Annotated in this window: 20 protein-coding genes; 16 read left to right on the top strand and 4 right to left on the bottom strand. The window is 69.2% G+C overall.

The features are described from left to right. Positions 1-116 precede the first annotated feature (116 nt). Positions 117-323 carry a hypothetical protein gene (locus ACFFII_RS02470; protein WP_377697307.1) on the top strand — a complete coding sequence of 69 codons (207 nt, stop codon included), beginning with the start codon at positions 117-119 and terminating at the stop codon, positions 321-323. 470 nt (positions 324-793) lie between these two features. Here the strand turns inward: ACFFII_RS02470 and ACFFII_RS02465 are convergent, their stop codons facing one another. The 4 genes from ACFFII_RS02465 to ACFFII_RS02450 all read right to left on the bottom strand — a co-directional run bounded on the left by ACFFII_RS02465 (position 794) and on the right by ACFFII_RS02450 (position 3,738). Continuing rightward, a complete protein-coding gene (locus tag ACFFII_RS02465; RefSeq protein ID WP_377697306.1) occupies positions 794-1,207 on the bottom strand; it encodes a type II toxin-antitoxin system VapC family toxin in 414 nt (137 codons plus the stop codon). Further along, positions 1,204-1,443 (bottom strand): AbrB/MazE/SpoVT family DNA-binding domain-containing protein, encoded by a 240-nt coding sequence (locus ACFFII_RS02460; protein WP_090756764.1) that lies wholly within the window; start codon positions 1,441-1,443, stop codon positions 1,204-1,206. The genes ACFFII_RS02465 and ACFFII_RS02460 overlap by 4 nt, the downstream gene beginning before the upstream one ends. Positions 1,444-1,597: 154 nt before the next feature. After that, on the bottom strand, positions 1,598-2,542 hold the full coding sequence (locus tag ACFFII_RS02455; RefSeq protein WP_377697305.1) for a ParB/RepB/Spo0J family partition protein: 945 nt from the start codon (positions 2,540-2,542) through the stop codon (positions 1,598-1,600). Next, entirely contained in the window at positions 2,539-3,738 is a 1,200-nt protein-coding gene (locus ACFFII_RS02450) for an AAA family ATPase (RefSeq protein ID WP_377697304.1), read from the bottom strand. The genes ACFFII_RS02455 and ACFFII_RS02450 overlap by 4 nt, the downstream gene beginning before the upstream one ends. A 594-nt stretch (positions 3,739-4,332) precedes the next feature. Here ACFFII_RS02450 and ACFFII_RS02445 point away from each other — a divergent pair. The 15 genes from ACFFII_RS02445 to ACFFII_RS02375 all read left to right on the top strand — a co-directional run bounded on the left by ACFFII_RS02445 (position 4,333) and on the right by ACFFII_RS02375 (position 21,619). After that, positions 4,333-5,382 carry a replication initiation protein gene (locus tag ACFFII_RS02445; RefSeq protein ID WP_377697303.1) on the top strand — a complete coding sequence of 350 codons (1,050 nt, stop codon included), beginning with the start codon at positions 4,333-4,335 and terminating at the stop codon, positions 5,380-5,382. Positions 5,383-5,542: 160 nt separating this feature from the next. After that, a complete protein-coding gene (locus ACFFII_RS02440; protein WP_377697302.1) occupies positions 5,543-6,058 on the top strand; it encodes an Lrp/AsnC family transcriptional regulator in 516 nt (171 codons plus the stop codon). A 58-nt stretch (positions 6,059-6,116) separates the two neighbouring features. Continuing rightward, on the top strand, positions 6,117-6,929 hold the full coding sequence (locus ACFFII_RS02435; protein WP_377697301.1) for an ABC transporter substrate-binding protein: 813 nt from the start codon (positions 6,117-6,119) through the stop codon (positions 6,927-6,929). Positions 6,930-6,996: 67 nt separating this feature from the next. Beyond that, positions 6,997-7,665 carry an amino acid ABC transporter permease gene (locus ACFFII_RS02430; protein ID WP_377697300.1) on the top strand — a complete coding sequence of 223 codons (669 nt, stop codon included), beginning with the start codon at positions 6,997-6,999 and terminating at the stop codon, positions 7,663-7,665. Positions 7,666-7,669: 4 nt separating this feature from the next. Beyond that, positions 7,670-8,332 (top strand): amino acid ABC transporter permease, encoded by a 663-nt coding sequence (locus ACFFII_RS02425; protein WP_377697299.1) that lies wholly within the window; start codon positions 7,670-7,672, stop codon positions 8,330-8,332. Positions 8,333-8,346: 14 nt separating this feature from the next. Next, complete coding sequence (locus ACFFII_RS02420; RefSeq protein ID WP_377697297.1) at positions 8,347-9,090, top strand: amino acid ABC transporter ATP-binding protein; 744 nt, start codon at positions 8,347-8,349, stop codon at positions 9,088-9,090. 5 nt (positions 9,091-9,095) lie between these two features. Beyond that, positions 9,096-10,349 (top strand): NAD(P)/FAD-dependent oxidoreductase, encoded by a 1,254-nt coding sequence (locus ACFFII_RS02415; protein WP_377697296.1) that lies wholly within the window; start codon positions 9,096-9,098, stop codon positions 10,347-10,349. A gap of 3 nt (positions 10,350-10,352) precedes the next feature. Beyond that, on the top strand, positions 10,353-11,681 hold the full coding sequence (locus ACFFII_RS02410; protein WP_377697294.1) for an NAD(P)/FAD-dependent oxidoreductase: 1,329 nt from the start codon (positions 10,353-10,355) through the stop codon (positions 11,679-11,681). Between the two features lie 63 nt (positions 11,682-11,744). Beyond that, on the top strand, positions 11,745-14,117 hold the full coding sequence (locus ACFFII_RS02405; RefSeq protein ID WP_377697293.1) for a thiamine pyrophosphate-binding protein: 2,373 nt from the start codon (positions 11,745-11,747) through the stop codon (positions 14,115-14,117). Positions 14,118-14,319: 202 nt separating this feature from the next. Beyond that, positions 14,320-15,312: an ABC transporter ATP-binding protein gene (locus ACFFII_RS02400; protein WP_377697291.1), complete on the top strand. Its 993-nt coding sequence runs from the start codon at positions 14,320-14,322 to the stop codon at positions 15,310-15,312. Then, positions 15,309-16,412, top strand: coding sequence for an ABC transporter ATP-binding protein (locus ACFFII_RS02395; RefSeq protein WP_377697288.1), 1,104 nt, complete (start codon positions 15,309-15,311; stop codon positions 16,410-16,412). The genes ACFFII_RS02400 and ACFFII_RS02395 overlap by 4 nt, the downstream gene beginning before the upstream one ends. Before the next feature lie 5 nt (positions 16,413-16,417). Further along, positions 16,418-17,923, top strand: a complete 1,506-nt coding sequence (locus ACFFII_RS02390; protein WP_377697286.1) for an ABC transporter substrate-binding protein — start codon at positions 16,418-16,420, stop codon at positions 17,921-17,923. 64 nt (positions 17,924-17,987) lie between these two features. Further along, complete coding sequence (locus ACFFII_RS02385; RefSeq protein WP_377697285.1) at positions 17,988-18,932, top strand: ABC transporter permease; 945 nt, start codon at positions 17,988-17,990, stop codon at positions 18,930-18,932. Continuing rightward, complete coding sequence (locus tag ACFFII_RS02380; protein ID WP_377697284.1) at positions 18,932-19,810, top strand: ABC transporter permease; 879 nt, start codon at positions 18,932-18,934, stop codon at positions 19,808-19,810. Before ACFFII_RS02385 ends, ACFFII_RS02380 begins: the two co-directional genes overlap by 1 nt. A gap of 21 nt (positions 19,811-19,831) precedes the next feature. Then, entirely contained in the window at positions 19,832-21,619 is a 1,788-nt protein-coding gene (locus ACFFII_RS02375) for a gamma-glutamyltransferase family protein (RefSeq protein ID WP_377697283.1), read from the top strand. Positions 21,620-21,623: the final 4 nt, after the last annotated feature.

Below are 21,623 nucleotides of genomic sequence, written 5' to 3'. Positions count from 1 at the left end.
CCTCCATCACATGATGGATGTGCGGGCGGCCGATCTGTCCGACCATCAAGCCCTGTCCTGCAAGGGAAATCACCGGCCTGCCGCATGAAGCGGGGCCGTTACCGGGGATCGCCATCATGATCGAGTTGCTGATCTCTGCCTGTCTGACTAGCGGCGATGACTGCCGCGACTTCGCGCTTCAGTTCGACGCGCGCGAGGTTTCGCTGATGACCTGCGTGCTGCACGGGCAGGCAATCATCGCGCGCTGGCAGGACGGCCATCCGGACTGGCAGGTCGCCCGCTGGAGCTGCAGCCATCCCGAACGGCGCGAGGTCGCGCTGTGAGCCGTTCGGACGCTTCCGCCCCCGGCAGCGGCACCCCTTCCCCGCCGGGCCTCGACGCCATGCCCCGCCCTGCGAGACGCAAGGCCGCCTTGCAGCCCTCGTTCCCGATGCGCCAAGGCGCATCCCTGTTGTGAGAGATCCGATGCCCGCAGTCCTTCACCCTCACCGGCATTCCCTGCTGAAAGCCCTCGACCCGCTCTGGCCCTTCCATGCTGCCCCCGCGGTCCAGCACCCGCCGGCTCGCGTTGCGGACGGGCAGACGGACGGGAACCCGGATCCCTTCTCCGATGGTCCGGACGCGCTGTCCCGGTCGCGCTGCGTCAGTGTCTGGGGCCTTGTGGAAGAATGCGCCCGGTTGCGGAGCGACTGGTACTGACATCCGCCGCCTTCCTGCCGGACCGGTCGGCCCGGCGGCGTGGTGATCATGTCGAGAGACGATCAGGGCGCGGTTGCCCGGCACCCCCGTGGTCTCAGGATTCGGCAGGTGCGATCAGGTCGAGCTTGGGAAAGTAGGTCGCGTAACGGGCACGGTCGCGGGTCAGCAGGCGATAGCCGCGAACCGCCGCATGGGCGCCGATGTAGAAATCCGGCAAGGGCGAGCGGCGGGCGCCTCCGCGCCGGCGGTAGGTCACGAAGACCTTGCCGGCAAGAAAGCCTGCCGCCCAAGGCAGGGGCTCGCGGGCGAAGACCTCCTCGGGCAGAAGGGCGTCCAGCGTCTCGATCCGCGCATGGGCGACCGAGACCTCGGCATAGATCAGCGGGTTAATGACCAGCCGCGCCCCCTGCCCTTCCCGCGCCAGCGCCTCGGCCGACCATGCAGCCCATTGCGGGTCGTCGGTGGCGATGTCGATCAGGATGTTGGAATCGACCAGGACCGGCGTCATCCGCGCGTCAGCGCCATGATCTCGTCCGTGGTCATCCCCGTGTCGGCGCTGCCCCTCAGCCGCGTGATGGCCCGATCCAGCGCCTGCGTACGCTCTGCCCGCAACTGGTCCGAGGGGATCACCCGCACCAGCCCGTCGTCGCCCAGGACGAAATCGACCTCGGTCCCCGGATGGAACCCGGCCGCGTCGCGGATGGTCTGGGGAATCGTGACCTGCCCCTTTATGGTGATGCGCATGGGTGCCCTCGGTTGGTATTACCCAAGGTAATGCACCTCTTGCCGCAGAGCAAGAGGATGGGATTCGTTCATCATCTCAGTCGTTTGTGCCTCTTGCCAACTGACAATTCACATCCTTGTCCGCAGGAAATTGCCAGTTGGCAATTTCAGGTCCTCACCCGAAGCGCTCGGCGAGGAAACGGTCCAGTTCCGCCCGCAACGTCGGCTCGTCGAGGTCACGGTCGAACTGCAGCGTCACCTCGCGCCCGCGCTCGCGAACGCGCAGCCTGGCCGAAGGCGCAGGCTGTTTCGCAGACGGCAGCGTTGCCGCCTTCAGCCGTGCCAGCACGCGCGGGACCGGGACAAAGGCACCCTGCCCCATGCGCGCATGGTCCTGCTCGGCGGCGATTGCTTCGGCTTCCGCCAGCACCTTTTCGCCCGCATCCGACAGCAACGGCCGCAGGATACGGGCGTGCAGCTCCTTGAGGTCGGTGATCTGCGGCCAGGCCCGAACCACCGTCTCGGGCAGACGCGCGAGATAAAGATAGCGCGACAGCCAGGCTTCGGAGACCTCGAGCCGCGCGGCCATCGCCTTCTGCTTGCCGCCGTAATACAGGTCGAGCGCCTTGGCATAATCCCGCGCCCGTTCGTAGTCCGACAGGTCGGCCCGGTCGCGGTTCTCGATGTCAGCGAGGCGGAAGGCTTCCTCGTCGGTCAGGTCGCGGACCTCAACCAGATAGCGGAACTGCGGATAGTTGTTCGCCCTGAGCCACGAGACCGCAAAATGCCGCCGCGCGCCGCAGATCACCTCGTATTCCGCGCCTTCGCCCTGGCGGCGGCGGACAATGGCCGGAAACTCCTGCTGCCCTTGGGCGCGAAGGCTGTCGATCAGGTCGCGGCAGTTCGCCTCGGTCAGCAGCTCATAGGCGCGGTTGTGGCGTTCCCACATGACGCAGGTGGCCGGATCGACCCAGCGCAGCACCTTCTCCTCGCGCGTGCCGCTTTCGGCCAGGGCGTTCGAGCGCTTGAGGAACCGCGCGCCGCCCTTTTCGGCCGCGGGCGCCGGCTCGTCCATGTCGCGCAGGACGTCGTCGAAGATCGCGTTATGGCGCTTGCTCACAGCAGTCCCTCCTTGCGCAGATCGCGGTGATGGCTGGGCCAGGTCTTGCGGGCCAGCAGCTCGACCTCGCGCCCCACGGCGTCCAGATAAGCACGGCAGCGCTTGTGCGTCTCGGTCCGAGTGGCGGCGCCCGTCATCTCGTAGACCGTCATCAGATTGGCGCTGGCATTGTCGATCTCGGCGCTGTCCTTCAGCACCGCCATCAGCATGTCCTGCGGGAAGACCGCGTCCATCATGCGCTTGATCGCCTGATGCGCCGACTTCTGTTCGTTCATCTTCGAGGTCAGGATCTTGACGAAGCTGTACTGCCGCTCGCCGCCGTGGCGCGCGAGTTCTGCCAGCGTCGCCTCGAGCATCTTCAGGAAATGCGCGGTCGAGGCGAAGTCGATGTTGTTGGGCGGCGCGGGCACCAGCAGCGCGTTGGCCGCGCGCAGCACCGACAGCGACAGCATCCCCAGCGCCGGCGGCGGGTCCAGCAGGATGATGTCGAACTGGTCCGCGATGCTTTCGACGCCCTCGCGCAGACGATCAAGGATGAAGGCCGGGTCGCGCGCCATCCGGGCCGCGAACTCGTATTCGGCGTCGTAAAGGCCGAGGTTCGCCGGGATGATCGCGATCCCCGGCCAATAGGTCGCCCGCAAGGCATAGTGCAGCGTCTTGGGGCCGCCGTGGCGCAGGAACGGGTAAAGCGTGTCCTCTTCCTCATCCACATCCACGTCGGGATTCAGACCGAAGACGGCGGTGCTGGAAGCCTGGCTGTCGCAGTCGATGATGCAGACGCGATAGCCCTTGAGCGCGAAATACTGCGCCAGATGCGTGACGATGGTGGACTTGCCAACGCCGCCCTTGAAGTTCTGCACGGCCAGGACCAGCGGCGGGTCGTCGGGGGCGCGATGCGGCAGGGTGCCGAAGACCTCGCGCATCCGGGCGATGTCGGCCAGCGAATAGCCGCGGCGGCGGCCGGTGTCCTCGTCCTTGTCGGGGGATGGCAGGCGACCGTCGCCTTCGGCGTCGCGGATCGCCTTTTCCGACCGGCCGACCATCTCGGCGGCCGTGCGGACGTTGAAGCGCAGGTCCAGCTGCTTCTGCGTGCCGGGGGCGAAGACCCGTTCGCGCAGACGCTCGATCACCGTGGCGGCGCGGCGGCTGAGGACGGAAAGCTCGTCAAGCGTGACGGGCAGAAGAACGCTGTCCATGATCCGGTTCCCTTGTTTGCAGGAACCATGCACTGTCGCGGGTGTCCGGTAAAGTTCGGTTCTGCGAGGGGCAGGTTCCAGAAACGGAAACCGAGGCGCTACGCCGTGCACGAACGATTTTGGCAACCGTTCGTTGGCAGAAACCGTACCTTCAGGCAGGCTTGTCATCCCAATTCGTAAGGACTCACGCTGACCCCCAGAGCGGCCTTCCCCATATCCTGTGGATAACAAAACCTCTTCTGGTTCTGGATTCTTCTTGTTCACAGTTCGTGAGAGGCAACTAACTGATATCTGCAGGTTTATTCCGCCAGTTCCTACTTTTCGGGACGGCATCCGCTACGTTTGGGGCGGTATGGCACTACGAATCGGGGCGGCTCCCCCTACGTTCCGGGTGGGTGCCAGGGCTTACCTTTGGGGTGAGGGCAACCGCTCCGGCAATCGGACCAAAATCGCTCAATGAAATCAGCCTAGTGCGAATCGCCTTTCGCCTCTCGGCAACCCCGTTGCTTACTTTTCGGGTGCAACGCCCGCAGCCCCGTTGAAAAATTACGGCACCCCGGCTACCAACGTAAGAATTGGTGAGGGCGGGAACGCATGGCGGCAACAGCGATTCGCACGGTGGAGGCGCGTCCCACGGCCGACAGCCTGGTCAAGCCGGGCGAACTGGTCGATCTGGTCGAGGTCACGCCGCTCACGCTGAACGACCGCCGCATCTACAACCTGCTTCTGGAAAACGCCTGGGATGCCATCGACAAGCCGGTGACCCATGTCATCGCCAAGGCGGCGCTGCGGGGAAGCCACAATTCCAACGACCGCGTGGGCGAAAGCCTGGAGCGCCTGATGTCGGCCATCGTCAAGGTCGCGGTGGTCTGGGACGGCGAGCCGGCGATCGAGCGGGTCCAGCTTCTGGGCGGGAACCTGGAAAGCGGGCGGGCGGACGGGCTGCTGGAATACGAGATCCCCGCGCGGCTGCGGAAGATCATCCGCAACAGCCAAGTCTTCGCACGCCTTCAACGCGAGGTGATGTTCGCGCTGTCGTCGAAATATGCGCTGACGCTTTACGAGATGGTGCAGAAACGCGGCAACCTGCGCTGGAAGGCCTCGGAACGCTTCGCGCTGGACAGCTTCCGGGGGATCATCGGCGTGCCCAAGGGCAAGCTGTCGTCCTGGTCGAACCTCAAGCTGCGGGCGATCGACCCGGCGGTGGCCGAGGTGAATGCGCTGTCGGATTTCATGGTCGAGGTGGTGCCGCTGAAGACGGGCAGGGCGGTCACGCATGTGGAACTGCGCTGGTGGCGCAAGGACGGCGACGCCTCTGGGGCGGCTGACCGGGCGCTGCAGTTCTCCAAGGTCGGCCGCCGCGCCAAGGCCGAGGGCCGGACCGAGCAGGTCGAGCCCGCAGCGGCACCGCTGGCGGGGCAGGGTGCTGCGCCCCTGCGCGGGCGCCCTGCCTGGCTCGACAGTCGCGGGCCTGCGCTGCTGACAGAAACCTATGAGACCGCCCGCCTGCGCCATCCCGGCTACGACATCTACTTCGTCGAGGGCGAGTGGCGCGCGTGGTCCAAAGGGAAGGATGCGCCCAACGACCCGGACCGCGCCTTTCTGGCCTTCTTCCGCCGCTATGCCGAGGGTAATCCTCTTTGAATTGCCAATTGGCAATCCGCAGCCTTCAAGGTCGGTCCTCACGCGGGGGTTGAAAATTGAAGGCCCTCGAATCTTCCTGATAAAAACCCGTTGACACGGAAGTTTTCCGATCCGAAAGCTGGCGCCTGTGGAAAGGTCGGGGCAGGGCGGCGTGCGGGAGGTGTTCGACAGGGTGGACCGCAAGCTGTCGCGGCTTCTGGCCGAGAACGGCGGGGCCTCGGTCAACGACCTGGCCGCGCGGCTCGAGGTCAGCCCGCCCACGGTGCGCGCCCGGCTGAAGGCGCTGGTGGGGGCGGGGCTGCTGAAGATCGTGGGCGTTCTGAACGTCTCGGAACGGCCCGAACTGATCAGCGCCATCATCGGCATCCACGCCAACGGGCGCGGCCGGCTGGACGAGATCGCGCGGCGCATGTCCGAGCTGCCCTTTGTGACCTCGGTCAGCATCGTCACCGGGCGCTACGACCTCATCGCCGAGGTGCTGATCGAGGGCGACATGGCGGATCTTTACCGCGTCACCAGCGAACTGCTGCCGGGACTGGCCGAGCCCGGCTGCATCCAGGGCAGCGAGACCTTTGTGGTCATGCGCTCTCACAACAGGTGGCTGAGCGTGCCGAAAGGCGTGTGGGAGGAGGACGCCGCGGACCCCCGGGCCCGCGGCAGGCGCGCCGAGGCCTGAGGCCCGGCAAACAGGACAATGGGGCCGCAGCGCCCCGGCAGAAGGGGAGACACACAAGATGGGCAGACTGAATGCGATCGCCGGCGTCGTGGCGCTGGCGGGGCTGGCGGCGGCGGCGGCGGTTCCGGCCGCAACCCCGGCCGAGGCGGGAACGCTGGAAGACATCCTCGCGCGGGGCGAGCTGCGCGTGGCGGTGCAGACCCAGGGACCTCCGTTCTCGTTCATGGACAAGAACGGCCAGCGCACCGGCAGCGCCATCGAGCTGACCACCCTGATGGCCCAGGAGATGGGCGTGAAGGTCGTTTATCTCGATTTCGACTGGGACGGGCTTCTGCCCGCGCTGATGTCGGGCAAGGCCGACATGCTGGCGGCCGACATGACGCCGACGCTGGCCCGCGCCACCCAAGTCGCCTTCACCAAGCCCTTCATGTATGTGGGCGCGGTGGCCTTCGCAAAGCAGGGGGGCGAGATCGCCTCGGTCGAGGACTGCAAGAAGCCCGGCGCGACCGTGGCCGTCCTGCTCGGCTCGACCGGCGAGAAGCTCGCTCCGACCGTCTTCCCCGAGGCCGAGATCAAGTCCTTCAAGGGCGGCGGCACGCTGCTGCTGGACGCGGTCGCCTCGGGCCAGGCCGATTGCGGGGTGAACGACAACTCGGCCGTCAAGGCCCAGGCCGCGGCCTACCCCGAGGGCACCTTCGCCATCTTCGACCAGATGCTGTCGAAAGAGCCGCTGGCCTATGCGGTCCGCTACGACTCGATGGACCTGCTGACCTGGGGCAACCTGTTCATCGACACGGTGGAACTGGACGGGCGGCTGCAGAAGAACCTGGACTACTGGGTGAACTCGGACGCTTGGAAGGCTGACCACTGATCCTTGTGCGGCGCCGCGGGGCCTGTGTCCCGCGGCGCCATGTTTTTGCGGCAACCCCTGGGGCGAGATGCTGGGCGGACTGAACACGCGCGTGATGCTGGAATACCTGCCCGAGATCTGGCAGGGCTTCCTTTCGACGCTGTGGCTTTCGGCTGCGGGCTTCCTGGGGGCGATGGCCCTGGGGGTGCTGGCCTGCGCGCTGGCGATCCAGCCCCTGCGCTGGCTGCGCGCGCCCGCCGTCGCCTATGTGGACGTGATCCGCGCCACGCCGCTGCTGGCGCAGCTGTATTTCCTGTATTTCGGGCTGCCGCGCCTCGGCATCGTCCTGCCCGAGATGCTGATCGGCATCATCGCGCTGGCGCTGAACTCGGGCGCCTACATGGCCGAGATCATCCGCTCGGGCATCCTGTCGATCCCGCGCGGCCAGGTCGAGGCGGGGATGAGCACGGGGCTGAGCTACATGCAGCGGATGCGGCTGATCGTGCTGCCGCAGGCGCTGCGGGCGACGGTCTCGCCGGTGATCGGCCAGACCATCGTTCTGGTCAAGGACAGCTCGCTTCTGTCGCTGATCTCGGTGGTGGAACTGACGCGGGCGGGCCAGCGGATCGCCATCGACCGCTTCATGCCGGTCGAGGGACTGGTGGCGACCGCACTCGGCTACCTGGTGCTGTATTACGCGCTGAAATCGGCGGCGGGGGCCTGGTCCGCGCGCAACGCCCTTCCGGGCCGGGGGTAGGGGCATGTTCTGGTTCTACGCCGAACGCATCCTCGGCTACTGGCCGGTCCTGCTGAAGGGCCTTGGGATGACACTCGGCCTGTCGCTTCTGTCGCTGCTGATCGGCGCCGCGGTCGGCTTTGCCTTCGGCATCATCCGCGCGGGCGGCAACCGCTGGCTGTCCCGTGCACTTGGCCTTTACATCGACCTGTTCCGCGGCACGCCCTTCCTGGTGCAGGTCTTCATCGTCTTCTTCATCCTGCCCGCCGCGGGGATCGAGCTGTCGGCCTTTGCCGCAGGGGTCGTGGCGCTGTCGAACCTCGCGGCCTGCTTCATCGGAGAGATCGTGGCCGCGGGCCTCAAGGCCGTGCCGCAGGGGCAGCGGGAAGCCGCGCTTGCCTCGGGCATGACGCCCGCGCAGCAGATGCGGCTGGTGCTGATGCCGCAGGCGGTCCGGATCGTCACGCCCTCGCTGGTCGGGCAGTTCGTGCTGCTGATCAAGGATTCCTCGGTCGTCTCGGCCATCGGGCTTCTGGACCTGACGCGCTCGGGCTGGATGATCGTGCAGTCGGTGCCGCAGGGGCTGATGGTCTTCGGCACCGTGGGCCTGGGCTATTTCATCATCTGCTATCCGCTGATCCTTTTGTCGCGGCGCCTGGAACGGCGCGGGCAGGACGCCCTGCTGTGAGGGGGGATCAGCCCATGGGAAAAGAAGCGCGCATGATCGAGTTCTCGGGCGTCAACAAGTGGTTCGGGCCCCTGCATGTCCTGAACGACATCAGCCTGACCGTCGGCAAGGGCGAGGTCGTCGTGGTCTGCGGCCCTTCGGGGTCGGGGAAAAGCACGCTGATCCGCTGCGTCAACGGGCTGGAACCCTTCCAGCAGGGCCGGCTGGTCGTGGACGGCACCGACCTGTCCAACCGCCGCGCCCTGCGCGCCTTGCGCATGGAGGTCGGCTTCGTCTTCCAGAGCTTCAACCTTTATCCCCACAAGACCGCGCTGGAGAACGTCACGCTTGCGCCCATCCACGTGCGCGGGCTGAACCGCGCCGAGGCCGAGGCCCGGGGCAGGGCGCTTCTGGAAAAGGTGGGGCTGGGCGACAAGATGGGGAACTATCCCCACCAGCTGTCGGGCGGGCAGCAGCAGCGTGTGGCGATCGCGCGGTCGCTCTGCATGCAGCCAAAGGTGATGCTGTTCGACGAACCCACCTCGGCGCTGGACCCCGAGATGATCAACGAGGTGCTGGACGTGATGGTGGGCCTCGCGCGCGAGGGCATGACCATGATGGTCGTCACGCACGAGATGGGCTTTGCCCGCAAGGTGGCCGACCGGGTGATCTTCATGGACCGGGGCGCCATTGTGGAAACCGCGCCGCCCGAAACCTTCTTCACCGCCCCCGTCCATGCCCGCACCCGGGACTTCCTGGGCAAGATCCTGCACCACTGATCCCCATGACGAACCCCTCGCAGGAGATCGCCGTGATCGGCGCAGGCCTTGTCGGCGCGGCCTGCGCGCTGGCGCTGGCGGCGGACGGCCACCGGGTCACGATCCTCGACCCCGACCCGCCGGGCGCGGGCACCTCGTCGGGGAACGCGGGCGGGATCGTCACGGGCGCCGTGGTGCCGACCGCGACGCCGCAGGTGCTGCGGTCGCTGCCGGGTTACGTCTTGGACCGCAACGGCCCCGCCGTCCTGCGCCTGCGCCACGCGCCGCGCGCGCTGCCCTGGCTGTGGCGCTTCGTCCGCGCGGGCCGCCCGGCCGAGGTCGCCCGCATCGCCGCCGCCCTGCAGCCGCTGGTTCAGGGCAGCCTGCGGGCGCACCGGCATCTGGCGGCGCTGGCCGGGGCAGGGGGGATGATCACCGACGAGGGCTGGCTCAAGGTCTTCGCGTCCGAGGCCGAGTTTGCCGCAACCGGCCCCGACCGGGCGCTGATGGACCGCGCGGGCGTGCGCTATCAGGTGCTGGACCGGGACGAGGTCCTGTCGTTGGAACCGGGCCTCAACCCCGACCTCGCCCGGATCGGGCTGCACCAGCCCGAAAGCGGCTTCGTGCGGAATCCGCGCGGGCTGGCGCAGGCCTATGCGGATGCCGCCCTGTCACGCGGCGCGCGCCACCTGCGCTTGCGGGTGCGGGACCTCGCCCGCCGCCCCGATGGCGTCACGCTGCAGACCGAGGCCGGGCCGCATCATTTCGCCCGCGTGGTGATCGCGGCGGGGGCCTGGTCGGCCCCTCTCGCCCGGCAGGCGGGCGACCGGGTCAGCCTCGACACCGAGCGCGGCTATCACCTGGGCTTCGGCCGCGGGACCGAGGACCTTCTGCGCCGCCCCGTGGGGCTGCCCGCGCTGGGGATGGTGCTGTCGCCCATGCAGGGCGGGCTGCGGCTGGTCAGCGGGGATGAACTGGCGGGGCTGACCGCAGCCCCCGATTTCCGCCGCATCCGGGCGTTGCTGCCCGGCGCGCGCCGGGCGCTGCCCGGGCTGGCGGACCGGCCGGTCGCCACGGAATGGATGGGCTTCCGCCCCTCGACCCCGGATTCGCTGCCGGTGATCGGACCGTCGTCCGGGGGGCCGCAGGTGATCCACGCCTTCGGCCACGGCCACCTGGGGCTGACGCTTTCGGCCATCACGGCGCTGATGGTGGCCGACGCCGTGGCGGGCCGTGCGCCGCGGATCGACCCCACCCCCTACGGCATCGGCAGGTTCTGACCCATGGACGGCTTTCCCATCACCCTTTCCACCCCGCCCGAGCATCAAGGCCCCCTGCCCGAGGCGGTGGATGTGGCCGTGATCGGCGGCGGCATCGTCGGGCTGATGGCCGCCTGGGCGCTGGCCCGCGAAGGCCAGCGGGTGCTGGTCTGCGAAAAGGGCCGCATGGCGGGCGAGCAGTCGGGCCGCAACTGGGGCTGGGTGCGGCAGCAGGGCCGCGACCTGGCCGAGATGCCCCTGATGATCGAGGCGCTGCGCATCTGGCGCGGCTTGCCGGGTCCCCTGCGCCGCGCCACGGGCTTCCGCCAGACCGGCATCACCTATCTGGCGCGGACCGAGGCGCATCTGGCCGCCTATGAACACTGGCTCGACGGCGCGCGGGCCTTCGGCCTCGACAGCCAGCTTCTGTCGCGGCAGGGCGCCGAGACGATGCTGCCCAATGCCGCGGGCTGGATCGGCGCGCTGCACACGCCCTCCGACGGGCAGGCCGAGCCCTTGCGGGCCGTCCCCGCGCTGGCCCGCGCCGCTGCCGAAGATGGTGTCACGATCCGGGAAAACTGTGCCGTGCGCGGCCTGCACCTGTCGGCGGGCCGGGTCGCGGGGATCGAGACCGAGGCGGGCGCGGTCCGCTGCGAGCGCGTGATCCTTGCGGGCGGGGCCTGGTCCTCGCTGTTTCTGCGCGCGCATGGGCTGTCGCTGCCTCAGCTCTCCGTCACCTCCAGCGTCAGCGTCACGGGGCCGCTGCCGGAGCTCCTGCCGGGGGCGGCGGCCGACGACCGCTTCGCCATCCGCAGGCGGGCCGACGGCGGCTATACCCTGACCCCCTGGTCGCGGCACGAGTTCTTCATCGGCCCCGCCGCCTTCCGCCACCTTCTGCCCTTCCTGCCGCAGTTCCTGGCCGACCCCGCCAGCACCCGCTTCCGCCCCATGGCGCCGGCCGGCTTTCCGGATGCCTGGCGCAGGTCCGGAAGGCGCGGCGAAAGCCCCTATGAGGCCTGCCGCATCCTCGACCCCCGCCCTGCCGCGGGCGACCTTTCGGCGGTGCGGCAGCATTTCGCCCGCGCCTTCCCCGCAATCGGGCGGCCGCCGATCGTCCGGCAATGGGCGGGCATGATCGACGTGACGCCGGATTCCCTGCCCGTGATCGACCACACGCCCATCCCCGGCCTGACGGTCGCCACCGGGATGAGCGGGCACGGCTTCGGCATCGGCCCCGGCGTCGCGGGCGCGCTGGCGGACCTGGCGATGGGCCGCCGCCCCCGGCACGATCTGTCGCCCTTCCGCTGGGGCCGGTTCAGGCGCTTCCGCCAGCCCCCGTCCTCGGCGATCTGAGGGTCGGCCTCGCACTCGCAGGGCGCCCGGACTATCCTGTCCCGAAGCCAAGGAGAACGCGCCATGTCCAGCCCCCATCTGAAGACCGTCGAGCAGCGGCTGCTGTGGCTGTCGCACTGGATGATCCACAACGCCAACCATGTCCGCCCCAAGGTGGACGGGATCAAGATCGGCGGGCACCAGGCCTCCTCGGCGTCCATGGTGTCGATCCTCGCGGCGCTGTATTTCACCGCGCTGCGGCCGCAGGACCGGGTGGCGGTCAAGCCCCATGCCTCGCCGATCTTTCACGCCATGCAATACCTGATGGGGAACCTTTCCCGCGAGAAGATGGAGAACTTCCGCGGCTTCGGGGGCGTCCAGTCCTATCCCTCGCGCACCAAGGACGTGGATGACGTGGATTTCTCGACCGGCTCGGTCGGCCTCGGGGTGGCGGTCACGGCCTTCGCCTCGCTGGTGCAGGACTATGTCGCGGCCAAGCCCTGGGCGGGGGACCGGCCCATGGGGCGGATGATCGCGCTGATGGGCGACGCGGAACTGGACGAGGGCAACATCTACGAATGCCTTCAGGAAGGCTGGAAGCACGACCTGCGCAACTGCTGGTGGGTGATCGACTACAACCGCCAGTCGCTGGACGGCGTCGTCCGCGAAGGGCTGTGGAGCCGGATCGAGGCGATCTTCGGCGCCTTCGGCTGGGATGTCGTGCGCGTGAAATACGGCGCCCTGCAGCGCGCGGCCTTTGCCGAACCCGGCGGCGAGGCGCTGCGCCGGTGGATCGACGACTGCCCGAACCAGCTTTACTCGGCCCTGACCTTTCAGGGCGGCGCGGTCTGGCGGGCGCGGCTGATGGACGACCTGGGCGACCAGGGCGAGGTGTCCGCCCTGATCGCCCGCCGCAGCGACGCGGAACTCGCCGCGCTGATGGAGAACCTGGGCGGCAACTGCGTGGACACGATGGCCGAGGTCTTCGCCGGGATCGACCATGACCGCCCGACCTGTTTCCTCGCCTATACCGTCAAGGGCTGGGGGACCCCCATCGCCGGGCACAAGGACAACCACGGCGGGCTGATGACGAAGGCCCAGATGGCCGGATGGCAGGCCCACATGGGCGTGCCCGAGGGCCAGGAATGGGACCGCTTCGCGGGCGTCGAGGACGTTCAGGGCTTCCGCGCCTTCCTCGACTCCGTGCCCTTCTTCGCCAGGGGGACGCGGCGGCTGTCGGACGCGGCGCTTCCCGTGCCCGCCGTGGAACCCGCGGCCGAGCGCGAGATTTCCACGCAGGCGGCCTTCGGCAAGATCCTCGACCAGCTTGCGCGCGGCGACAGCCCGCTGGCCGAGCGGCTGGTGACGACCTCGCCCGACGTGACGGGGACGACCGGGCTGGGGGCTTGGGTCAACCGCCGCAAGCTGTTCGCCCGCAACCCGCTGGCCGACACCTTCCGCGCCGAGAACATCCCCTCGACCGCGAAATGGGACTTTGCGCCGGAAGGCCAGCACATCGAACTGGGCATCGCCGAGATGAACCTGTTTTTGCTGCTGGCCGCGGCGGGGCTGTCGCATTCGCTGTTCGGGCGGCGGCTGATCCCGGTCGGCACGCTGTACGACCCCTTCGTGGCGCGGGGCTTGGACGCGCTGAACTACGCCTGCTACCAGGACGCGCGCTTCATCGTGGCGGGCACGCCCTCGGGGGTGACGCTGGCGCCGGAAGGGGGCGCGCACCAGTCGGTCGGCACGCCCCTGATCGGGATGAGCCAGGACGGGCTTGCCGCCTTTGAACCGGCCTTCGCGGATGAACTGGCCGTCATCATGGAATGGGCCTTCGACTATCTTCAGCGCGACGGCGAGGGCGACCCCGACGAGCGGACCTGGCTGCGCGACCAGACCGGCGGCTCGGTCTATCTGCGGCTGTCCACCAACCCCATCGAGCAGCCCGGCCGCCGCCGCGACGAGGCTTTCCGGCAGGGCGCGATCGACGGCGCCTACTGGCTGCGCCCGCCGGGGCCGAACAGCGACGTCGTGATCGCCTATCAGGGCGCGGTCGCGCCCGAGGCGATTCGCGCCGCCGCCATGATCGCCGAAGGGCGGCGCGACGTGGGCGTGCTGGCCGTGACCTCGGCCGACCGGCTGAACGCGGGCTGGACCGCCGCGCAGCGGGCGAGGGCGCGTGGAAACGCATCCGCGCGCTCCCACGCCGAGGCGCTGCTCGAGCCGCTGCCGCGCGACTGCACGCTGGTCACGGTGATCGACGGCCACCCGGCCACGCTGTCCTGGCTGGGGGCGGTGGCGGGCCACCGGACGATCCCTCTGGGGGTCGAGCATTTCGGCCAGACCGGCACCATCGGCGACCTTTACCGCCATTTCGGCCTCGACGCCGACACCATCGCCGCGCGGGTGGCCGGCCTGACCCTCGGCCGCCCGATCCCCGGCCGCGCCGCCTGAAAGGGGCGCGGTTTCCCGAACCACGCGCAAACCTCTGCCGCCCGGATGGGCCTGCTGCCTGCCGGGGCGGCAGGCTTGAAAGCCCCTGCGCATAAGCTGCGCAGGGCTGCCGAAAGATGTTGACTCGGGGGAAAGGCGCTCTCCATAACTGAACCACTGGCAATGTGGTTTGGATATTGGTTTGACCCTTCACCCCACGGACATGACAGGAACCCCCGCCGAGGCGCTGCTGAGGGTCCGCGATCTGCGGATCACCTTCGGGGGCTCGGCCGAGGTGATCTCGGGCGTCGATCTGGCGGTTGCGCCGGGCGAGACGCTGGCCATCGTCGGTGAATCCGGCAGCGGCAAGAGCGTGACCTCGCTGGCCGTGATGGGCCTTCTGGGCGCCAAGGGCGTGCGGATCGAGGGCGCGGCCGAGTTCGACGGCCAGCGGCTGGACCTTGCCCGCCCCGACAGCCTGACCGGGCTGCGCGGCGACCGCATGGCGATGATCTTCCAGGAACCGATGACCTCGCTGAACCCGGCCTTCCGAATCGGCGACCAGATCGCGGAAGCCGTGCGCTGCCACCGCGACGTGACCGAGGCCGAGGCCCGCGCCCGCGCGCTGGACATCATGCGCAAGGTCGGGATCTCGGCCCCCGAACGCCGGATGCGCCAGTATCCGCACGAGCTTTCCGGGGGGATGCGCCAGCGGGTGATGATCGCCATGGCGCTGGTGAACGAGCCCGCGCTGCTGATCGCGGACGAACCGACCACGGCGCTGGACGTGACGATCCAGGCCCAGATCCTCGACCTGATCTCGCAGCTTCAGCGCGACCGGGGGATGGCCGTGGTCTTCATCACCCATGACCTGGGCGTCGTGGCGCAGGTCGCCCACCGCGTGGCCGTCATGTATGCGGGGCGCATCGCGGAAACCGGCACGGTCGAGCAGGTCTTCAACGACCCCCAGCATCCCTACACCATCGGGCTTCTGGGCTCGATCCCCTCGCTGACGGGTCCGCGCACGCGGCTGGCCACGGTGCCGGGCTCGGTGCCCTCGCCGGCCGAGATGCCGAAGGGCTGCCGCTTTTCCACCCGCTGCCCCTTCGCCCAGCCGAAATGCGCCGACCAGCCCCGCCTGCGCGAGCTTGCGGCGGGACACCGCGCGGCCTGCCATTACGCGCCCCTTGAACTCAGCTTCGGGACCGCCGCATGAGCGATGACACCATCCTGTCGGCCCGCGGCCTGACGCGGCATTTCCAGGGCGCGGGCGCGCCCTTCCGCAAGCCCCCGCCCGTGCGCGCGGTGGACGGCGTGTCGCTGGACATCCGCCGGGGCGAGACCTTCGCCATCGTGGGGGAATCCGGGTCGGGCAAGTCCACGCTGGCGCGGCTTCTGGCCCGCCTGCTGGAACCGACCGCGGGCAGCGTGTCCTTCGAAGGGCGCGAGATCGCGGGCCTGTCGGGCAAGCCCCTGCGCGACCTGCGCCGCGACGTGCAGTTCATCTTCCAGGACCCTTTCTCCTCGCTGAACCCGCGCGCCAGCGTCGGCACCCTGATCGGCGAGCCGCTGGAAACCCATTTCCCGCAGATGTCGGCCGCCGAACGGCGCGACCGCGTGGCCGAGCTGCTGACCCAGGTCGGCCTGCGCCCCGAGCACATGGGCCGCTATCCGCACGAGTTCTCGGGCGGCCAGCGCCAGCGGATCGGGATCGCCCGCGCGCTGGCCTCGCGTCCGACGCTGGTAATCGGGGACGAACCCGTCAGCGCGCTGGACGTCTCGGTCCAGGCGCAGGTGGTGAACCTGCTGGCGGACCTGCGCGAGGCCCTGGGCCTGACGCTGATCGTGATCGCCCATGACCTGGCCGTGATCCGGCACATGTCGAACCGCGTGGCGGTGATGTATCTGGGCACGCTGGTCGAACTGGGCGACACCGACGAGATCTTCGCCGCCCCCCGCCACCCCTACACTCGCGCGCTGCTGGCGGCGATCCCCGAACCCGTGCCCGGCCTCGACCGCCCGGCCGAGGCGATCGGGGGCGAGATCCCCTCGCCCGCCGCGCCCCCGCCCGGCTGCCGCTTCCACACCCGCTGTCCCTATGCGCGCGAGCGCTGCCGGATCGACGTGCCGGAACTGCTGGACGACGCGGGCGACGGCCATCCGGTTGCCTGCCATTTCTGGCGCGAGATCGCGGCGGAAAACCCCTTCGCGCCCCCCGCCCACCGCGACGGGGACGGCCCCGCCGCCGCCCGCATCGCCCTTTACCGCCGCGCCGTGGCGCAGGCCGAATCCCCGACACCGACAACAGGGAAATGACACGCATGACCACCAGACTTTCGCTGATCGCGGCGCTTCTGCTGTCCACGGCCGCGGCCGCCAGTGCCGCCGAACTGCGCATCGGGCTTGAGAACGACCCCGACACGCTGGACCCCGACCGCTCGCGCCTGTTCGTGGGCCGCATCGTCTTCACCGCCCTGTGCGACAAGCTCGTGGACGTGAACGAGAAGCTCGAGATCGTGCCGCAGCTGGCCACCGCCTGGACCCAGTCCGAGGACGGCCGGTCCATCACCTTCACCCTGCGCGAGGGCGTCAAGTTCCACGACGGCACCGATTTCAATGCCGAGGCCGTCAAGGCCAACATCGAGCGGTCGAAGACCCTCGAGGACAGCGTCCGCAAGTCGGAACTGGCCTCGGTTGAATCGGTCGAGGTGATCTCGCCCACCGAGGTGCGGCTGAACCTGTCGGCGCCGGACGCGACCGTCATGGCGCAGCTGACCGACCGCGCCGGGATGATGATGTCGCCCGCGGCCTTTGCGGATGGCAAGGACTTCGCCAGCGCGCCCGCCTGTTCCGGCCCCTTCAAGTTCGTCAGCCGCGTGGCGCAGGACCGGATCGAACTGGAACGCTTCGCCGACTACTGGAACGCGGACGCCATCAAGCTGGACCGCGTGGTCTACCTGCCCATTCCCGACACCACCGTGCGTCTGGCGAACCTGCAGTCGGGCGATCTGGACATGATCAACCAGCTGGCCGCGACGGACATCCCGGCCGTGCAGGGCAACGGCAACCTGCGGGTGGAACAGGTCACGGGCCTGGGCTACCAGGGCATCTACTTCAATCTCGCCAACGGGCCGCAGTCCCAGAACCCGCTGGGTCAGGACGCGCGCATCCGCCAGGCGCTGAACCTGTCGATCGACCGCAACGCGATCAGCCAGGTGGTCTTCCAGGGGGCCTTCCCGCCCGCGGGCCAGCCCTTCCCGCCGGACAGCCCTTATTACAACGAGGCCTATGCCGCGCCCGAGCGTGACGTGGAAAAGGCCAAGGCGCTGCTGGCCGAGGCCGGGGCCGCCATCCCCCTCAACATCGAGCTGCAGGTGCCGAACCGCCCCGAGAACCAGCAGACCGCCCAGATGATCCAGGCCATGGCGGCCGAGGCGGGCTTCAACATCAACATCGTGACCAAGGAATATGCCACGCTCGTGTCCGACGGGGCCGAGGGCAACTTCCAGTCCCACACCAAGGGCTGGTCTGGCCGGATCGACCCGGACGGGAACCTGCACCAGTTCGTCACCACCGGCGCGGGCTTCAATGACGGGCATTATTCCAACCCGGAAGTGGACCGCCTGCTGAACGAGGCGCGCACCCTGACGGACCCCGCGCAGCGCAAGGAACGCTATGACGCGGCGCAGGCGATCCTGCAGCAGGACCTGCCGGTCAGCTACCTCTACTATCAGGCGTGGCTCTATGGCGTGGATGCGGGCGTTCAGGGCTTCAAGCCCTATCCCGACGGGATGATCCGCCTGCAGAACGTGTCCGACGCGGACTGATCCGCCATCCGGGCGCGGCCCCGACAGGCCGCGCCCGTCCACCGATTGCCGGAGCCCTCGGCCCATGCTCAACCTTTTCCTGCGGCGCGTGGTCGGCGCCATCCCGACGATCCTGCTGATCTCGGTCTTCGTCTTCGCGCTGCAGAAGCTGCTGCCGGGCGACCCGGTGCTGGCGATGGCGGGCGAGGAGCGCGACCCCGTCGCCCTTGCCGCCATCCGGGAACAGCTTGGCCTGAACGACCCGCTGCCGGTGCAGTATGTCAACTGGCTGACGGCGGCGCTGCAGGGCGATCTCGGCACCTCGCTGCGGACCGGCCAGCCGGTGACGGAACTGATCCTGCAGAAGCTGCCCGTCACGCTGCAGCTTGGCGTCATGGCGATCCTGATCGCGCTGGTGATCGGCATTCCCGCGGGGATCATCTCGGCGGTCCGCAAGGGCACGCTGACCGACTACACCGCGAACCTTGTCGCGCTGTCGGGGATGTCGGTGCCGAACTTCTGGCTGGGCATCCTGCTGATCATGCTGGTCTCGGTGCGCTGGCAGCTTCTGCCCGCCTCGGGCTACGTGCCGCCCACCGAGGATTTCGTGCAGTCCATGCGCACCATGATCATGCCCGCCTTCGTGCTGGGCACGGGGCTTGCGGGCGCGCTGATGCGGCACACGCGCTCGTCCATGCTGGGGGTGCTGAAGCAGGATTATGTCCGAACCGCCCGCGCCAAGGGCGTGCCCGAACGCCGCGTGGTCCTGCGCCACGCCTTCCGCAACGCGCTGACCCCCATCGTCACCCTGACCGCGCTGCTCTTCGGCGAACTGATCGCGGGCGCGGTGCTGACGGAACAGATCTTCACCATCCCCGGCTTCGGCAAGCTGGTGGTCGATGCCGTCTTCACCCGGGACTACGCCGTCGTGCAGGGCGTGGTGATGGTGACGGCGGTGGGCTTCATCCTCATGAACCTCGTGGCCGACATGCTGTATATCCTTCTCAATCCCCGCCTGAGGGCCGCGTGATGGCGGCCAGGGCAATTGCCGCGCGCAGCGCCGCGCCCGTCATCGACACCCCCGCCCGCCGCAGCTGGCGCAAGTTCCGCACCCATCGCAGCGCGATCCTGGGCGCGATCATCGTGGGCGCCTTCCTGCTGGTCGCGCTGCTGGCGCCGCTGCTGCCGCTGCTGGACCCCGCCGCGACCGACTGGGCCGCCGTGCGGCAGGCCCCCAGCGCCGCCCATCCCCTTGGCACCGACGAGATCGGGCGGGACGTGCTGTCGCGCATGATCTGGGGCGCGCGTGCCTCGGTCCTGGCGGGCATCGTCTCGGTCGGGATCGCCATCATCCTCGGCGTGCCGCTGGGGGTGCTGGCGGGATATTTCGGCGGCTGGACCGACATCGTCATCTCGCGCTGCACCGAGGCGCTGCTGGCGGTGCCCTTCCTGATCCTCGCCATCGCGCTGGCGGCCTTCCTGGGGCCGAGCCTGACCAACGCCATGATCGCCATCGGGATCTCGGCCACGCCCATCTTCGTGCGCCTGACGCGGGGCCAGGTCATCAACATCCGGGCCGAGGATTACGTCGAGGGCGCCCATGCCATCGGCCTGTCCACCCCGCGCATCCTCGCCCGCTACATCCTGCCCAACGCCATGCCGCCCGTGCTGGTGCAGGCCACGCTGACGATCGCCGCCGCGATCATCGCGGAAGCCTCGCTGTCCTTTCTCGGCCTCGGCCAGCAGCCGCCCGCGCCGTCCTGGGGGTCGATGCTGAACACGGCCAAGAACTTCATGGCGCAGGCGCCGTGGCTGGCGATGTGGCCGGGCCTTGCGATCTTCCTGGTCGTGCTGGGCTTCAACCTTCTGGGCGACGGGTTGCGCGACGCGCTTGACCCCCGCGAATGACAAGAAACTGAGGGACTGACGATGAGCGACTTCACCACCCGCCCCGAGATCCGGGGCACCTTCGGCGTCGTGACCTCGACGCACTGGATCGCCTCGGCGGTCGGCATGGCGATGCTGGAACGCGGCGGCAACGCCTGCGACGCCGCCGTGGCCATCGGCCTGGTGCTGCAGGTGGTCGAGCCGCATCTGAACGGCCCGGCGGGCGACCTGCCGGTGATCTGGCGCACCGCCGAGGGCGAGCCGCAGGTGATCTGCGCCCAGGGGCCGGCGCCGAAGGCCGCCACCATCGAGGCGATGCGCGGCCTGGGCTTGACGCTGATCCCCGGATCGGGGCTGCTGGCGACCGTCGTGCCGGGGGCTTTCGATGGCTGGATGAAGCTGCTGGCCGAGGGCGGAAGCATGACCCTGCGCGAGGTCATGGAGCCCGCCGTCTTCTACGCCCGCGAGGGCCACCCGGTGCTGCCGCGCGTCGCCAACACCATCAAGGGCATCGCCGACTTCCTGCGCACGGAATGGCCCACGTCGGCCGAGGTCTGCCTGCCGGGCGGCGACTGCCCCGATCCCGAGGGCATCTTCCGCAACCCCGTCCTGGCCGCCACCTGGCAGCGGATCATCGACGAGGCCGAGGCGGCGTCGGACGACCGCGTGGCCCAGATCGAGGCTGCCCGCGCCATCTGGTCGGACGGCTTCGTGGCCGACGCGATCTGCGACTTCATCGAGACCGCCGAACTGGCCGACGTCAGCGGGGCGCGCAACCGTGCGCTGCTGGCGCGCGAGGACCTGTCGGGCTGGCGCGCCCGGACCGAGGAACCGCTGTCGCTCGATTACCACGGCTGGACGGTCTACAAGACCGGGCCTTGGGGGCAGGGGCCGGTGCTGCTGCAGGCGCTAGCGATCCTGCGCGGGATCGACCTTGCCGCGATGGACCCCTGCGGGACCGAGTTCGTGCACACGGTGATCGAGGCGATGAAGCTCGCCTATGCCGACCGCGAGGCCTATTACGGCGACCCCGACTTCTCGGACATCCCGATGGATGTGCTGCTGTCCGAGGAATACGCCGCCGAGCGCCGCAAGCTGATCGGCCCGACGGCCTCGGCCGAGCAGCGCCCCGGCCGGGTGCCGGGCTTCGAGCACCTGGCCGACGCCGCCATCGCCCGCGCCGCCCGGGACTTCGGCGCAAGCGTGGCCGTCAGCGTCGAGCCGACCATGGCGCATCTGGTCGAGAAACGCGGCGACACGGTCCACCTGGACGTGATCGACCGCTGGGGGAACATGGTCTCGGCCACCCCCTCGGGCGGCTGGCTGCAAAGCTCTCCGGCCGTGCCGGGCTTGGGCTTCCCGCTGAACAGCCGCGCGCAGATGTTCTGGCTGGAGGAAGGCGTGCCCTCGGGCCTGCGCCCCGGTTCGCGCCCGCGCACCACGCTGACGCCGTCGCTGGCGCGGAACGGCGACCGCTGGCTGTCCTTCGGCACGCCCGGCGGCGACCAGCAGGACCAGTGGCAACTGATCTGGTTCCTGCGCTTCGTCCATCACGGCGGCAACCTGCAGGCCAACATGGACCGGCCGCTGTTCCATTCGGTGCATTTCCAGGGCTCGTTCTACCCCCGCAAGGCCGAGCCGGCGAAGATGCTGATCGAGCCCGCCTTCGACGCCGCCGTGATCGAGGAACTGCGCGCCCGTGGCCACGTCGTCGAGGTGACAGAGCCCTGGGCCGTCGGCCGCCTGACCGCCGCGCTGCGCGAACCCGACGGCATCCTGCGCGCCGCCGCCACGCCGCGGCTGATGCAGGCCTATGCGGTGGGGCGCTGACATG

Origin of the sequence: Paracoccus niistensis, from assembly GCF_042432925.1 — a bacterium.
GTDB classification, from domain to species: domain Bacteria; phylum Pseudomonadota; class Alphaproteobacteria; order Rhodobacterales; family Rhodobacteraceae; genus Paracoccus; species Paracoccus niistensis.
The sequence above is the reverse complement of the archived record's forward strand: the minus strand, read 5'-3'. Positions and strand labels throughout refer to the sequence as shown.

Bases quoted from the DNA above. Each gene is read 5' to 3' on its own strand.
- ACFFII_RS02470 (WP_377697307.1), top strand. From the start codon at position 117: ATGATCGAGTTGCTGATCTCTGCCTGTCTGACTAGCGGCGATGACTGC.
- ACFFII_RS02465 (WP_377697306.1), bottom strand. From the start codon at position 1,207: ATGACGCCGGTCCTGGTCGATTCCAACATCCTGATCGACATCGCCACC.
- ACFFII_RS02460 (WP_090756764.1), bottom strand. From the start codon at position 1,443: ATGCGCATCACCATAAAGGGGCAGGTCACGATTCCCCAGACCATCCGC.
- ACFFII_RS02450 (WP_377697304.1), bottom strand. From the start codon at position 3,738: ATGGACAGCGTTCTTCTGCCCGTCACGCTTGACGAGCTTTCCGTCCTC.
- ACFFII_RS02445 (WP_377697303.1), top strand. From the start codon at position 4,333: ATGGCGGCAACAGCGATTCGCACGGTGGAGGCGCGTCCCACGGCCGAC.
- ACFFII_RS02435 (WP_377697301.1), top strand. From the start codon at position 6,117: ATGGGCAGACTGAATGCGATCGCCGGCGTCGTGGCGCTGGCGGGGCTG.
- ACFFII_RS02430 (WP_377697300.1), top strand. From the start codon at position 6,997: ATGCTGGGCGGACTGAACACGCGCGTGATGCTGGAATACCTGCCCGAG.
- ACFFII_RS02425 (WP_377697299.1), top strand. From the start codon at position 7,670: ATGTTCTGGTTCTACGCCGAACGCATCCTCGGCTACTGGCCGGTCCTG.
- ACFFII_RS02420 (WP_377697297.1), top strand. From the start codon at position 8,347: ATGGGAAAAGAAGCGCGCATGATCGAGTTCTCGGGCGTCAACAAGTGG.
- ACFFII_RS02415 (WP_377697296.1), top strand. From the start codon at position 9,096: ATGACGAACCCCTCGCAGGAGATCGCCGTGATCGGCGCAGGCCTTGTC.
- ACFFII_RS02410 (WP_377697294.1), top strand. From the start codon at position 10,353: ATGGACGGCTTTCCCATCACCCTTTCCACCCCGCCCGAGCATCAAGGC.
- ACFFII_RS02405 (WP_377697293.1), top strand. From the start codon at position 11,745: ATGTCCAGCCCCCATCTGAAGACCGTCGAGCAGCGGCTGCTGTGGCTG.
- ACFFII_RS02400 (WP_377697291.1), top strand. From the start codon at position 14,320: ATGACAGGAACCCCCGCCGAGGCGCTGCTGAGGGTCCGCGATCTGCGG.
- ACFFII_RS02395 (WP_377697288.1), top strand. From the start codon at position 15,309: ATGAGCGATGACACCATCCTGTCGGCCCGCGGCCTGACGCGGCATTTC.
- ACFFII_RS02390 (WP_377697286.1), top strand. From the start codon at position 16,418: ATGACCACCAGACTTTCGCTGATCGCGGCGCTTCTGCTGTCCACGGCC.
- ACFFII_RS02385 (WP_377697285.1), top strand. From the start codon at position 17,988: ATGCTCAACCTTTTCCTGCGGCGCGTGGTCGGCGCCATCCCGACGATC.
- ACFFII_RS02380 (WP_377697284.1), top strand. From the start codon at position 18,932: ATGGCGGCCAGGGCAATTGCCGCGCGCAGCGCCGCGCCCGTCATCGAC.
- ACFFII_RS02375 (WP_377697283.1), top strand. From the start codon at position 19,832: ATGAGCGACTTCACCACCCGCCCCGAGATCCGGGGCACCTTCGGCGTC.